The organism is Sphingomonas sp. BK580 (assembly GCF_014194975.1).
Taxonomy (GTDB): Bacteria; Pseudomonadota; Alphaproteobacteria; order Sphingomonadales; family Sphingomonadaceae; genus Sphingomonas.
Genome location: NZ_JACIAY010000002.1, coordinates 492876 through 506485, shown reverse-complemented (window position 1 = coordinate 506485; position 13610 = coordinate 492876). Strand labels below are relative to the sequence as shown.

Here is a 13610-nt window from a genome sequence, read left to right as displayed (position 1 = left end):
TCCCGCGTCAGCCGCGCTGGTCGCTGACGAGCCAGCCGAGCGCGAACCCGCCCAGCGCGGCGACCGCCGCCCACAGCAGCCGCCCGTCGCCGCCGCGCACCGCCGCGCGTGCCTCGTGCGCGCCGCGCCTTGCCGCATCCGCCGCGCGCGCGGCGGCGTCGCCCGCCTTCTCGCGCGCCTCCTCGATCAGGCCGGGCGTGGCGTCGGCGACCTCCTCGGCGATCGACTGGGCGCGGCCGAACAGATTCTCGGCGCCGCCGGCCACCTGGTCCTTGACGCCGCTGACCTGCCAGTCGCGGCTGTCGACCGTGTCGCCGATCGCCTTCTCCACTTTGCCGCCGATGTAGCGGGCACCGCCGTGAAGCTCATGCTTGTTCATCTTCGTTCTCCTGTCAGATGACGGGGCGGGTCGGTGCCGCGCGTCCGGACGGCCGCCGGCGCTCACCGGCGCGCGCGACCGTCGCATGATCGACCCCGCCCGAGTCACGCCGATCCCACGGGAGCCGCCCCGCAGCAGCGGAGCGGGCGGGATCGCGACCGCCACGGCGCCACGCTGCCGCGACCGTGCAGAGCGGGCGGCGCGAATGAGGCGACGCGGGACACGCCGATTGTTCGCGGCCGGGAACGCGGTGACGCTGATCCGATCAACCGTCAGGCGCACGATCAACCCTCCGTACCGGGCGCGACATGCAACCGGTTCGGGAGCTAAACCTATCGCAGATTAGCCTGTTCCTGGTAACTTTGCGCTGAGCGGCTAGTCCTGTTGTACCCGGCGTTCTCCGTTGGCACGCTGGCGGTACAAGTCGGCGAAGCGCTGGTGCAGCACGCGCGCGGCATCGTCGCTGGCGCGAGCGGCACGGATCAGATGCTCCTCGGAGCGGCGCAGCAGGTACGCCCGGTCGATCGTCTTGGCCGCCATGCTTGCCTCGCCCCTCATCACGGCCGATCAGGCCGGACCACCGGCCTAGGCGGCAGCGGGAGCCGACGAAATGAGCTTGAAGTACCAGCGACCTAGTAGGCTCGCCTGGTAAGGGTCGCGCGCCGCTCCGGCGCAGCTCTCAGGTCTGAGGGTGCGGCCCGGCGGCATTCGCGCGGGCGGCGGGACGAGGGAATGGTGGAGCCGAGGGGGATCGAACCCCTGACCTTCGCAATGCCATTGCGACGCTCTCCCAGCTGAGCTACGGCCCCATTCCGTCCCGGGAGGCAGCCCCCTAGCCGGGGACTGCTGGCTTGGCAAGCGGCCTGGGCCGCCTGCCATGCAATTTTTCGAACTTAGTTGTTCTCGTCGTCGTCGCTGCTGGTCTCGACGCCGAGATCGTCGTCACCGCCGAGGTCGACCTCGTCGTCGGCCGAGGGCTCCTCGTCCTCGTTGGTGTCGAGATCCTCGTCGTCACCGGCGAGATCGCTGTCGGGCTCCTGCTTGTCGGGCTTGGCCTGCTCGAACGGCAGCGGCTGCTTGGACTTGAGGATCGGCTCGGGCTCCCACGCGTAACCGCAGTTGATGCAGGTGACGGGGTCGTCCTTCTCGAGGTCGTAGAAACGCGTCGCGCATTTCGGGCACGTACGCTTCGTGCCCCATTCCGGCTTGATCATGCCGTGCAAAGCCTTTCGGATGGGTGGATCGACGATGGGTGGCCGTCGAAGTGGGGCGCGCCTTGCCATAGCACAAGCCGGCTGGCAAGCACCGCGCACAATGGCGCATTTCCCCCACTCCCCCGCTTCCCCGCGCGTGATCCGCGCACCCGCACGGCTCTCCGGCCGCATCCGCGTCCCCGGCGACAAGTCGATCAGCCATCGCTCGCTCATGCTCTCCGCGCTGGCGATCGGCGAGAGCCGGATCGAAGGACTGCTCGAAGGCGAGGACGTGCTCGCGACCGCCGCGGCGATGCGCGCGATGGGCGCCACGATCGACCGCGGCGACGATGCCGTGTGGCGCGTCCAGGGCGTAGGGGTCGGCGGCCTGCTCCAGCCCGCGCAGGCGTTGGACATGGGCAATTCGGGCACGTCGACGCGGCTGCTCATGGGTCTGGTCGCCAGCCATGCGATCAGCGCGACCTTCGTCGGCGACGCCTCGCTGTCCGGCCGGCCGATGGGGCGGGTCATCACGCCGCTCGCGCAGATGGGCGCTGACATCGCGGCGGCGCCGGGCGGGCGGTTGCCGCTGACGGTGCGCGGTCTCGTCCCCGCGGTGCCGATCGCCTACGAACTGCCGGTCGCCTCGGCGCAGGTGAAGTCGGCGGTGCTGCTCGCCGGGCTGAACACGCCGGGAGTCACCCGCGTGATCGAACCGGTGCCGACGCGCGACCACAGCGAGCGCATGCTCGCCGGGTTCGGCGCGCGGCTGACGGTCGAGCAGGGCTCGCGCGGTCGCGTCATCGCGCTGGAGGGTGAGGCCGAGCTGCGCGCCCAGGCGATCACGGTGCCGGGCGACCCGTCGTCGGCTGCCTTCTGGATGGTCGCCGCCACGGTGGTGCCGGGCAGCGACGTGGTGATCGAGAATGTCGGGCTCAACCCGACCCGCGCCGGGCTGGTCACCGCGCTGCGGATGATGGGCGCGGACATCACGGAGCTCGATCCGCGCACCGTCGGGGGCGAGCCGGTCGCCGACCTGCGCGTGCGCCATGCCGCGCTGAGCGGGATCGCCGTCCCGCCCGACCTGGCGCCGTCGATGATCGACGAATATCCGGTGCTCTTCGTCGCCGCCGCTTTCGCGTCGGGTGCCACCGTCGCCCGCGGCGCCGAGGAGCTGCGCGTCAAGGAGAGCGACCGTATCGCCGCGATGCGCGCCGCGCTGGAAGCGAACGGCGTGGCGACCGAGGAACACGAGGACGGGCTCACCGTCCACGGCAGCGGCGGCGAGACGATCGCGGGCGGTGGCACGGTGGCGACGCGGCTCGACCATCGCGTCGCGATGAGCATGACAGTGGCGGCGCTGCACGCGCGGGATCCCATCACGCTGGACGACGCGAGCCCGGTTTCCACGAGCTATCCAGCCTTTTATCAACAACTTGCCGAGCTTTCCGGAGAGGCGGCATGATTATCGCGGTGGACGGTCCCGCGGCATCGGGCAAAGGCACGATCGCGCGGGCGCTGGCCCGCCACTATCATCTGCCGCACCTCGATACCGGGCTGCTGTACCGCGCGGTGGCGCTCACCGTGATCCGGCTCGAGCTCGACCCGGCGATCGAGGCCGACGCGGTCGCCGCCTGCGGCTTCGACGAGACGCTGCTCGCCGACCCGGCGCTGCGCGACGACTCGACCGGCCAGACCGCCTCGATCGTCTCGGCCCACCCGCTGGTGCGCGCCGCGCTGCTGCAGCGGCAGAAGAGGTTCGCGCACCAGCCCGGCGGCGCGGTGCTCGACGGGCGCGACATCGGCACCGTGATCGCGCCCGACGCCGACGCCAAGCTCTTCATCCGCGCGACGCCGATGATCCGCGCGCAGCGCCGCCACGCCGAGCTGCGCGCGCGCGGCGACGACACCAGCTACGATCAGGTACTCGCCGACATCCGCTCGCGCGACGATCGCGACAGCTCGCGTGCGACGGCGCCGCTGGTGCCCGCGATCGATGCGGCACAGCTCGACACGAGCTTCCTGTCGATCGAGGCGGCAGTGGCCAAGGCGATCGCGCTGGTCGAGGCGCGGCTGACCCGGGCCGCCGCCACGGCGGCGCCCCTGGCGTAAGCGGGAGGCGCCGACTTGGGGAGCTTCACCATGCGCCTAGTCCCCAGCGTCATCCTGAACCTGTATCGGGATCCACCGTGCCGCGCCCTCGACGGCTGGGGCACGGGCGGCCCGCGCGGATACTGAGACGAGTTCAGGACGATGCCCGTGGTGGGGACGCCGGAAGCACCCCGATCGCGGCTGTGTCGCCCGCTTGTCCCGCCTTCGCTAATCCGCTATAGAGAAACGGTCCGGTGGGCTGGGGCTCGCGGAGGCACGGCGCGACAGGCAGGTCCTCTCGCGCCTTTTCGCTTATGGGCGGCGTCTCCTCGCACCTCGTGCCGACACGGATGTCGCGCGCGGCATGCGGCCGCCGCGACGGTGATGGCCAAGACCAGCGGACCCAACCGCTTGGCCGGAAACACGACTAGGACGAAGCATTTATGGCCTCTACGGCAACTCCCTCGCGCGACGAATTCGCGGCGCTGCTCGATGACATGTTCGGCGGTGCCGACAGCTTCGAGGGCCGCGTGGTGCTCGGCACCGTGACCGGCATCGAGAACGACCTGGCGGTGATCGACGTCGGTCTGAAGAGCGAGGGCCGCGTGCCGCTGCGCGAGTTCGCGCCGGCGCCGGGACAGAAGGCCGAGCTCAAGGTCGGCGACGAGGTCGAGGTCTATGTCGACCGCGTCGAGAACATGCACGGCGAGGCGATGCTCAGCCGCGACCGCGCGCGCCGCGAGGCCGCCTGGGACAAGCTCGAGCTCGAGTTCAGCAAGACCGCGCGCGTCGAGGGCGTGATCTTCGGCCGCGTCAAGGGCGGCTTCACCGTCGACCTCAACGGCGCCGTGGCGTTCCTCCCCGGCTCGCAGGTCGACATCCGCCCGGTGCGTGACGTCACGCCGCTGATGGACATCCCGCAGCCGTTCCAGATCCTCAAGATGGACCGCAAGCGCGGCAACATCGTGGTGTCGCGCCGCGCGGTGCTGGAAGAGACCCGCGCCGAGCAGCGCTCGGGCCTGATCCAGTCGCTCCACGAGGGCCAGATCATCGACGGCGTGGTGAAGAACATCACCGACTACGGCGCCTTCGTCGACCTGGGCGGGATCGACGGCCTGCTGCACGTGACCGACCTCAGCTACAAGCGCGTCGGCCACCCGAGCGAGATGATCAACATCGGCGACACCGTGCGCGTCCAGATCATCCGCATCAACAAGGACACGCAGCGCATCTCGCTCGGCATGAAGCAGCTCGAGAGCGATCCGTGGGACGGCGCGTCGTCCAAGTACCCGGTCGGCGCCAAGCTGTCGGGCCGCGTCACCAACATCACCGAGTATGGCGCGTTCGTCGAGCTCGAGCCGGGCATCGAGGGCCTCGTCCACGTCTCCGAGATGTCGTGGACCAAGAAGAACGTCCATCCGGGCAAGATCGTGTCGACCTCGCAGGAGGTGGACGTGGTGGTGCTCGAGGTCGACGAGGACAAGCGCCGCATCTCGCTGGGCCTGAAGCAGGCGCAGGCCAACCCGTGGGAGGCGTTCGCCGCCGCGCACCCGATCGGCTCGACCGTCGAGGGCGAGGTCAAGAACGCGACCGAGTTCGGTCTCTTCATCGGCCTGGACAACGATGTCGACGGCATGGTCCACATGTCCGACATCGCCTGGGGCGTGTCGGGTGAGGACGCGCTCAACCTGCACCGCAAGGGCGAGACCGTCCAGGCGGTGGTGCTCGACATCGATCCGGAGAAGGAGCGCATCTCGCTCGGCATGAAGCAGCTCGAGCGCGGCGGCCCCGTCGCGGCGGGTGCGGGCGACCGTCTGGGCAAGAACCAGGTCATCACGGTCACCGTGCTCGAGGTCCGCGACGCCGGCCTCGAGGTGCAGGCGGGCGACGACGGCGCGACCGGCTTCATCAAGCGCACCGACCTCGGCCGCGACCGCGACGAGCAGCGCCCGGAGCGCTTCCAGGTCGGCCAGAAGTTCGACGCGATGGTGACGGGCTTCGACCGTTCGAAGAAGCCGACCTTCTCGGTCAAGGCGATGCAGATCGCCGAGGAGAAGCAGGCGGTGGCGCAATATGGCTCGTCCGACTCGGGTGCGTCGCTCGGCGACATTCTCGGCGAGGCGCTCAAGGCGCGCGACACCAAGAAGTAAGCCATCGTCGTCACCGCGAGGTGAGTTCGAGGGGATCGGCCGCGAGGTCGGTCCCCTTTCGCGTTCGGTCGCAGCGCTGCAACCGTCCGTCATTGACCCATAATGCGTAAAAGCGACCAGATCGGTGCTATCGCACGCCGGGCCTTATCTGTATCAACCCGGCTTGTTTGGTATACGCCGGAAGTGGACGCAGGATGATACGCTCTGAGTTGGTGCAGCAGTTGGCCGCCGGTAATCCGGAGCTGGCGCAGCGCGACGTCGAGGCGATCGTGGCCACCTTCTTCGACGAGATCACCGCCCGACTCGCCGACAACGGCCGGGTCGAGCTGCGCGGCTTTGGCGCTTTCTCCACGCGGGGGCGCGGCGCGCGCGTCGGCCGCAACCCGCGCACCGGCGAGACCGTCGAGGTCGACGCCAAGCGGGTGCCCTTCTTCAAGCCGGGTAAAGAGATGCGCGTCCGCCTCAACGTCGGCGAGTGACGCGCCGGGTTGACGCGGTCCGTCGCAACCGCTTCGTGGGCGGCGATGGGCGGACGTGGCGGAATCGGTAGACGCTGGGGACTTAAAATCCTCTGCCATCGGCGTGCGGGTTCGAGTCCCGCCGTCCGCACCATCCTCGGGCGAGCGACCGCGACGGCGCTGCTGCTGACCACCGCCGGCTGCGGCCGGCGCGCCGACGTCGGGCCCGTCGTCGTCAGCGTCATCGGCGGCGCGCCCCAGCTCGCCGGGCGCGCGCGCGCCACGCTGACCGAGCCCGATCGGCTGCTCACCGACTCTCTCGCCGAGGGCCTGGTGCGGCTCGACGCCACGGGTCAGGTCGAGGCCGGCGTGGCCGAGCGCTGGATCGTCACCGACGAGGGACGCAGCTATATCTTCCGCCTGCGCGACGCGCACTGGGCCGATGGCGCGCCGGTGCGGGCGGCCCAGATCGTGGCGCTGCTGCGGCGCGAGATCACCGCCCGCTCGGGCAACCGGCTGGCGCCGTATCTCACGGCGGTGTCCTCGATCGTGGAGATGACCCCCGAGGTCATCGAGGTCGAGCTGGCGCGGCCGCGTCCCGACCTGCTCAAGCTCTTCGCTCAGCCCGAGCTCGCGCTGGTGCGCGACCGGCCACGCCCGCCCGGCGGCGCGGGCCCGTTGCGCCGCCGGGCCGAGCGCGGTGGCGGACTGCTGCTCACCCCGGCGCTCGACCCCGACCGCGACCCTGAGGAGCCTGGCCCCACGCCCGAGGACGAGGTGCTGCTGCGCGGCGAACGCGCCGCGACCGCGATCCTGCGATTCGTCGAGCGTCAGTCCGACCTCGTCGCTGGCGGCACGATCACGGACTGGCCGCTGCTGCGTGCCGCCAATCCCGCGCCGATCAACGTCAAGCTGGATCCCGCCGCCGGGCTGTTCGGGCTCGCGGTGGTGCGCCGCGACGGCTTCCTCGCCGACCCGGCGAACCGCGGCGCGGTGGCGATGGCGTTCGACCGCGGTGACCTGGTGGCGAGCGTCTCGAGCGACTGGGCGGCACGGGAAACCTTGCTGCCCGAGCAGCTCGACTCGGCCGCGCCGCCTGCCAATCCAGGGTGGAGCACCGTGCTGCCCGAGCAGCGCCAGGCCGCGGCGCGCGCGCGTGTCGGGGCATGGCGGCTCGCCAGCGGCGCGGCGCCGTCGCTGCGAGTGGCGCTGCCCGGGGGGGCGGGCGGCACCTTGCTCTGGGCACGACTGGCGCGCGACCTCTACGCCATCGGTGTGCGCCCGGTCCGAGTCCCCGCCGACGCGCCCGACGCCGACCTGCGCCTGGTCGACGAGGTCGCGCCCTATGACAGCGCGCGCTGGTATCTGTCCGAGGCCTGTGTCGCCTGCTCGGACCCGGCACGCGCGGCGATCGAGGCGGCGCGGCTCGCCGACACGCTCGACGCGCGCGCGCGCGCCAGCGCCACCGCCGATCGGCTGCTGACCGAGGACGTCGCTTTCATTCCGCTGGCGCGACCGTTCCGCTGGTCGCTGGTGGCGCTGCGGCTGCGCCAGTGGCAGCCCAACGCGCGGGCCTGGCACCCGTTGAACCGCCTGCGCGCCGACACCAACTAACGTCCATGAACGCTCGCCCCACCCCGCTGACCGCGTCGCTGCTCAACTCACTGCCGACCGGCAGTGACCCCGCCTCGGTGCGCCGCCGAGTCGAGGCAATGGAGCAGCTGCTGGAGGGGCTGTTCGTCATTCCCGGCCTCAATCGTCGCGTCGGGCTCGACGCCGTCATCGGGCTGGTCCCCGTGGTGGGCGACCTGGTCACCGCGGCGATGGGTCTGTGGATCGTCTGGGAGGCACGCAACCTGGGCATGAGCCGCGTCGCGCTGCTGGGCATGACCGCGCGGATCGGCTTCGACACCGTACTCGGCGCGGTCCCGCTGATCGGCGACGCGGCCGACCTGATGTATCGCTCGAACACGCGCAACGTGAAGCGGATCAAGCGTTATCTCGACAAGCACCACCCCGCGACGGTGACCGTTACGCGCTGACCTCAGCGCGAGCGGGGCCGGAACACGGTACCGCCGCACAGCGGGCGCGATGCGCCGGTGGTGCCGGGGAAGCTGATCGGCAGCCCGCGCAGCGTGCGCACCGCCATGAAGGCGAAGCCCTCCGCCTCGAGCGAGTCACCGTTCCAGCCCAGCACGTCGACCGGCTCGGTGAGTAGCCCGGTCTGCTCGGCGATCATCCGCATGAGCGTCGGGTTGAGCCGCCCGCCGCCGCCGACCAGCAGCCGCCGCGGCACGCGCGGCAGCAGCCGCAGCGCCACCGCGACGCTCGCGGCGGTGAAGGCGGTCAGCGTCGCCGCGCCGTCCGCCAGGCTCAGCCCACGCGCCGGCTGGATCGTGAAGTCGCTGCGGTCGAGCGACTTGGGATAGGGCGCGTCGAAGAAGGGGTGGTCGAGCATCGCGCCGAGCACGCTCTCGTCGACTCGACCGGACGCGGCGGTGGCGCCGTCGCGATCGAAGCGCTCGCCCGCTTCCTGCTCCATCCAGCTGTCGATCAGGCCGTTGGCGGGGCCGGTGTCGAAGGCGGCGAGCGGGGCGCCGTCCGCCACGAGCGTAATATTGGCGACGCCGCCGAGGTTGAGCACCGCCACGGGCTCGTCGAGCGCGGCCGCGCGCGCGGCGTGATAGACCGGCAGCAGCGGCGCGCCCTGTCCGCCCGCGGCGACGTCGGCGGAGCGGAAGTCGCCGACGGTCGTGATACCGGTGACGTCGGCGAGCGTCTGCCCGTCGCCGATCTGCCAGGTCCAGCCGCGGTCGGGGCGATGCGCGACGGTCTGACCGTGGAAGCCGATGACGTCGACCTCGCCCGCCGTCACCCCGGCGTCGCGCAGCAGCTTCTGCACCGCGAGCGTGTGCGTCCGCGTGATCAGCTCGGCCGCGGCCACGAGCGGCGGGCTGGCGCGCGGGCGCTGGAAGCCGAGCGCGAGCTGGGTCGCGGCGGCGAGCTGCGCGCGCGCCGGATCCGAATAGGGCTCGCCGCGGAACGCCAGCAGCCGCGCGGCGCGCTCGCCGTCGGTCTCGATCAGCGCCGCGTCGATGCCGTCGAGCGAGGTGCCCGACATCAGCCCGATCGCCAGCATCCTGTCTGTCTCCCGCCCGTTCACTTCGCGTTCCTATCGCTACGTCAGCGGTGCTGGCAAATCGGGCCGTCGCGCATTATGTGCGCGGCGTCTCATGGCAACTTTACTCCCCTCCCCGCCGCGCGTCGGCATGGTCTCGCTCGGCTGTCCGAAGAATCTGGTCGATTCCGAGCGGATCCTGACGCAACTGCGCGCCGACGGCTACCAGATGTCGCCCGACTATGCCGGCGCCGACGTCGTGCTCGTCAACACCTGCGGCTTCCTCGACTCGGCGAAGGAAGAGAGCCTCGAGGCGATCGGCGAGGCGATCGCCGAGAACGGCCGCGTGATCGTCACCGGTTGCATGGGCAAGGAAGCGGAGGCGATCCGCCGGCGCTTCCCCGACGTGCTCGCGATCACCGGCGCGCATGAATATGAGCAGGTGGTCGAGGCGGTCCATGAAGCCGCGCCGGTCGCGATCAGCCCCTATGTCGACCTGATCCCCGACGCCGGGCTCAAGCTGACCCCGCGCCACTACAGCTACCTGAAGATCTCGGAGGGCTGCAATCACCGCTGCTCCTTCTGCATCATCCCGTCGCTGCGCGGCGACCTCGTCAGCCGCCGCCCCGACGCGATCCTGCGCGAGGCGGAGAAGCTGGTCGCGGCGGGGACGCGCGAGCTGCTCGTGATCAGTCAGGACACCTCCGCCTACGGGATCGACATCCGCGACCAGCCGCGGCGCTGGAAGGACCGCGAGGTGCGCCCACACATGACCGACCTCGCGCGCGAGCTCGGCCAGATCGCGCCCTGGGTCCGGCTCCACTACGTCTACCCCTACCCGCACGTCGATCAGGTCATACCGCTGATGGCGGAGGGGCTGGTGCTCCCCTATCTCGACATCCCCTTCCAGCATGCCGCGCCCGCGGTGCTGCGCCGCATGAAGCGGCCGGCCAACGACGCCAAGGTGCTCGGCCGTATCCGCGCCTGGCGCGAGATCTGCCCCGATATCGCGATCCGCTCGACCTTCGTGGTCGGCTTCCCGGGCGAGACCGAGGCCGACTTCCAGTATCTGCTCGACTGGCTCGACGAGGCGCAGCTCGATCGCGTCGGTGCTTTCCGCTTCGAGCCGGTCGCGGGCGCCTCGGCGAACGACCTGCCCGACCCGGTGACCGAGGCGGTCAAGGAGGAGCGCTACGCCCGCCTCATGGAGAAGACCGCGGCGATCTCGACCGCCAAGCTCGCCGCCAAGGTCGGGCGCACGCTCGAGGTGATCGTCGACGCGGTCGACGCGGCGAGCGGCGGCGCGACCGCGCGCTCGCAGGCGGACGCGCCCGAGATCGACGGCGAGGTACAGCTGCGCGACGCCGGTCATCTCGTCCCCGGCGACATCGTGCGGGTGGCGATCGAGGATGCCGACGAGCATGATCTGTACGGCGTGCCGGTTGCCGCTTGACGGCACCGCGCGCCCTGCTAAGAGGCGCCCTCGCTTCGGCGAATGCCCGTGGGGCGGAGTAGCTCAGCTGGTTAGAGCAGCGGAATCATAATCCGCGTGTCGGGGGTTCAAGTCCCTCCTCCGCTACCAACACGATCGTCCATGACGTCGGTTCCTCCCGTCGGCAGTCGTCACGGTCTGCGGCGGGTCGTGAGACGTCGTGACGTGATGCGACGGCTTCTCTGGCATCGATCCGCGCTCAGCCGTCGAACAGGTGGCGCGACAGCGGCTCCCACGGACCACCCCGGTACCAGTGAGCCGCAAGCCCGGCGATCGTCACCGGCCGCGCGACGAACGCCGCCTTGAGCCGCTCGAGCAGCGCGCGCGCCTCGCTCGGCTCGACCTTGTTCTGCACCGTCACGTGCGCGCGCCAACCGGACTGGTCCTGTGGTGTCAGGAGCCCGCGGAACGACTCGGCAAGGCGCGCGCGGATCGCCTCCAGCTCGGCGCTCTCGACGCGATAGGCGACGCCGCGTCCGAGCGATATCACACCCGCCAGCCGCGCGCGCGGCGGCGGCACGCCGCGGGTCTCCGTCACCAGCCGCTGGCGCAGCTCGGCCGCGCCGCTTGGCGGCAGATGGTGGAACATGGTCAGGTGCGCGGCGAGCTGGTTGCGCTCGGGCGGGAAGAAGGCACGCCGCTGCGAGTCGAGGAAGTCCTGGTCCGCCGCGCCGAACAGAGCGGTGACGATGATCGGTGCCGGAAGCGGGGCGGCGTGCGCGCTCAAATCTCGATCTGACTGCCGAGCTCGACCACGCGGTTGGTCGGCAGGCGGAAGAACTCCATCGCGCTCTCGGCGTTGCGCAGCATCCAGCTGAACAGCTTCTCGCGCCAGATCGCCATCCCCGGCCGGTCCGAGGCGAGCAACGTCTGGCGGCTGAGGAAGAAGCTGGTGTCCATCATGCGGAACTCGGCCCCGCAGCCGTCATAGGCGCGCAGGTGCGCCGGCACGTCGGGCTCCTCCATGAAGCCGTAGCGCAGCACCACCCGGTGGAAGCCCTGCCCGAGATCCTCGTGGAGGAAGCGATCCTCCTCCGGGAAGTAGGGCATGTCGGTGACTCGCACGGTCAGCAGGATCACGCGCTCGTGCAGCACGCGATTGTGCTTGAGATTGTGGAGCAGCGCGTGCGGCACGCCCTCGGGGGTGGAAGTCATGAACACCGCGGTGCCCGGCACGCGCGTCGCGGAGGTCGCGGCCGAATCGATGAAGATCTTGATCGGCATCGCCGCCTCGCGCATCCGCTCGAGCATCAGCTTGCGGCCCTGCGACCAGGTGGTGAGCAGCACGAAGACGATCACCGCGACCAGCAGCGGGAACCAGCCGCCGTCGGGCACCTTGGTCAGGTTCGACGCGAAATAGAGTCCGTCGATCGACAGGAAGGTGATCTCGAACAGCGCGGTCGCCCAGATCGGCCAGTGCCACACGCGGCGGATCAGCACCCCGACCATGCAGGTCGAGATGAACATCGTCCCCGTCACCGCGATGCCGTAGGCGGCGGCGAGGTTGGACGACTCGCCGAACCCGAACACCAGCAGGAGCACCATGATCATCAGCGCCCAGTTGACCGCCGGGATGTAGATCTGGCCTGCCTCCGAGGCGCTCGTATGCGTGATGCGGATGCGCGGCATCAGCCCGAGCTGCACCGCCTGCTGCACCACCGAATAGGCGCCGGTGATCACCGCCTGGCTCGCGATCACCGTCGCCATCGTGGCGAGGATCACCAGCCACAGCCGCCAACTCTCCGGCGCCATCAGGAAGAAGGGATTCTCCGCCGCGGCCGGGTTCTCCAGCAGCAGCGCGCCCTGGCCGAGATAGTTGATCATCAGCGCGGGCAGCACGAAGCCGAGCCAGGCGTAGGAGATCGGCTTGCGCCCGAAATGCCCCATGTCGGCGTAGAGCGCCTCCGCGCCGGTGACCGCCAGCACCACCGAGCCGAGCGCGAGAAAGGCGAGCGTCCCGTCGTTGGCGGCGAAGCGGACCGCGTACATCGGGTTGAGCGCGTAGAAGATGTCGGGCCGCTCGACGATATGGATCCCGCCCATGACCGCGAGCACGATGAAATAGACCAGCATGATCGGCCCGAACAGCCGACCCACCTTCTCCGTCCCGATCGACTGGAGATAGAAGAGCGCGATCAGGATCGTCACCGCGATCGGCAGCACGAACGAGTCGAAGCCCTGCTCGACCGTCGCCAGCCCCTCGACCGCGGACAGCACGGAGATCGCGGGCGTGATCATACAGTCGCCGAAGAACAACGCGGTGGCGAGCACGCCGAGGATGACGAGGCTCGGACCCCAGCGTTTGCCCGCGCCCGAGCGGCGCTGGATCAGCGCCAGGAGCGCGAGGCTGCCCCCCTCGCCGTTGTTGTCGGCGCGCAGGATGATCAGCACGTATTTGAGGGTCACGATCAGCATCAGCGACCAGAAGACGAGGCTGATCACGCCGAAGATATGGAGCGGGTCGACCGCGAGCGGGTGATGCCCGACGAACACCTCTTTCATCGCGTAGAGCGGGCTCGTGCCGATGTCGCCGTACACCACGCCGATGGCGCCGAGCGCGAGCCGCGCGAGCCCGTCGCCGCTGCCGTGATGGTGACCCGACTGGGCCTGCGCCCGGACCGCCGGGTCGTCGGTGTTCACGCTCATGCGTTGCCGACCGTGCTCAAGGCGTCGCCCGCGTGTCTACCCATCGTGCTGGCGCGCCTAGCACGCGCGTCGGGGGCCGGCAA

13 protein-coding genes and 3 tRNA genes are annotated in these 13610 nt (G+C 70.4%); 9 read left to right on the top strand and 7 right to left on the bottom strand.

The window, feature by feature from the left end; translation table 11 throughout:
* Positions 1-7: 7 nt before the first annotated feature.
* The 4 genes from FHY05_RS22245 to FHY05_RS05690 all read right to left on the bottom strand — a co-directional run bounded on the left by FHY05_RS22245 (position 8) and on the right by FHY05_RS05690 (position 1593).
* A complete protein-coding gene (locus FHY05_RS22245; protein ID WP_221191014.1) occupies positions 8-379 on the bottom strand; it encodes a CsbD family protein in 372 nt (123 codons plus the stop codon).
* A gap of 375 nt (positions 380-754) precedes the next feature.
* Entirely contained in the window at positions 755-937 is a 183-nt protein-coding gene (locus tag FHY05_RS05700; RefSeq protein ID WP_183943408.1) for a hypothetical protein, read from the bottom strand.
* Positions 938-1112: 175 nt separating this feature from the next.
* Positions 1113-1188, bottom strand: a tRNA-Ala gene (locus FHY05_RS05695).
* 84 nt (positions 1189-1272) lie between these two features.
* On the bottom strand, positions 1273-1593 hold the full coding sequence (locus FHY05_RS05690; RefSeq protein ID WP_183943407.1) for a TIGR02300 family protein: 321 nt from the start codon (positions 1591-1593) through the stop codon (positions 1273-1275).
* 100 nt (positions 1594-1693) lie between these two features.
* Between FHY05_RS05690 and aroA the strand changes: the two genes are divergently transcribed.
* The 7 genes from aroA (at position 1694) to FHY05_RS05655 (ending at position 8313) form a co-directional block, all read left to right on the top strand.
* Positions 1694-3037, top strand: coding sequence for a 3-phosphoshikimate 1-carboxyvinyltransferase (aroA, locus tag FHY05_RS05685; protein ID WP_183943406.1), 1344 nt, complete (start codon positions 1694-1696; stop codon positions 3035-3037).
* Positions 3034-3684 carry a d(CMP) kinase gene (locus FHY05_RS05680; RefSeq protein ID WP_183943405.1) on the top strand — a complete coding sequence of 217 codons (651 nt, stop codon included), beginning with the start codon at positions 3034-3036 and terminating at the stop codon, positions 3682-3684. Before aroA ends, FHY05_RS05680 begins: the two co-directional genes overlap by 4 nt.
* A gap of 422 nt (positions 3685-4106) precedes the next feature.
* Positions 4107-5813, top strand: coding sequence for a 30S ribosomal protein S1 (rpsA, locus tag FHY05_RS05675; protein WP_183943404.1), 1707 nt, complete (start codon positions 4107-4109; stop codon positions 5811-5813).
* A gap of 194 nt (positions 5814-6007) precedes the next feature.
* On the top strand, positions 6008-6292 hold the full coding sequence (locus FHY05_RS05670) for an integration host factor subunit beta (protein WP_183943403.1): 285 nt from the start codon (positions 6008-6010) through the stop codon (positions 6290-6292).
* A gap of 49 nt (positions 6293-6341) precedes the next feature.
* Positions 6342-6425: transfer RNA gene (locus FHY05_RS05665), tRNA-Leu, on the top strand.
* A gap of 179 nt (positions 6426-6604) precedes the next feature.
* A complete protein-coding gene (locus FHY05_RS05660; RefSeq protein ID WP_311732376.1) occupies positions 6605-7885 on the top strand; it encodes an ABC transporter substrate-binding protein in 1281 nt (426 codons plus the stop codon).
* Between the two features lie 5 nt (positions 7886-7890).
* On the top strand, positions 7891-8313 hold the full coding sequence (locus FHY05_RS05655) for a DUF4112 domain-containing protein (RefSeq protein WP_183943402.1): 423 nt from the start codon (positions 7891-7893) through the stop codon (positions 8311-8313).
* A 2-nt stretch (positions 8314-8315) separates the two neighbouring features.
* Here FHY05_RS05655 and FHY05_RS05650 read toward each other — a convergent pair whose 3' ends face one another.
* Positions 8316-9410: an anhydro-N-acetylmuramic acid kinase gene (locus FHY05_RS05650; protein WP_183943401.1), complete on the bottom strand. Its 1095-nt coding sequence runs from the start codon at positions 9408-9410 to the stop codon at positions 8316-8318.
* Between the two features lie 94 nt (positions 9411-9504).
* Here FHY05_RS05650 and rimO point away from each other — a divergent pair, with 94 nt between their 5' ends.
* Entirely contained in the window at positions 9505-10842 is a 1338-nt protein-coding gene (rimO, locus tag FHY05_RS05645; protein ID WP_183943400.1) for a 30S ribosomal protein S12 methylthiotransferase RimO, read from the top strand.
* 52 nt (positions 10843-10894) lie between these two features.
* Positions 10895-10971: transfer RNA gene (locus tag FHY05_RS05640), tRNA-Met, on the top strand.
* A 109-nt stretch (positions 10972-11080) separates the two neighbouring features.
* Here the strand turns inward: FHY05_RS05640 and FHY05_RS05635 are convergent.
* Both FHY05_RS05635 and FHY05_RS05630 read right to left on the bottom strand, forming a co-directional pair.
* The gene (locus FHY05_RS05635) at positions 11081-11608 is read right to left on the bottom strand and encodes a 2'-5' RNA ligase family protein (protein ID WP_183943399.1); all 528 of its coding nucleotides are present in this window, start codon (positions 11606-11608) and stop codon (positions 11081-11083) included.
* Positions 11605-13527 (bottom strand): potassium transporter Kup, encoded by a 1923-nt coding sequence (locus tag FHY05_RS05630; RefSeq protein ID WP_183943398.1) that lies wholly within the window; start codon positions 13525-13527, stop codon positions 11605-11607. The genes FHY05_RS05635 and FHY05_RS05630 overlap by 4 nt, the downstream gene beginning before the upstream one ends.
* Between the last annotated feature and the right edge of the window lie 83 nt (positions 13528-13610).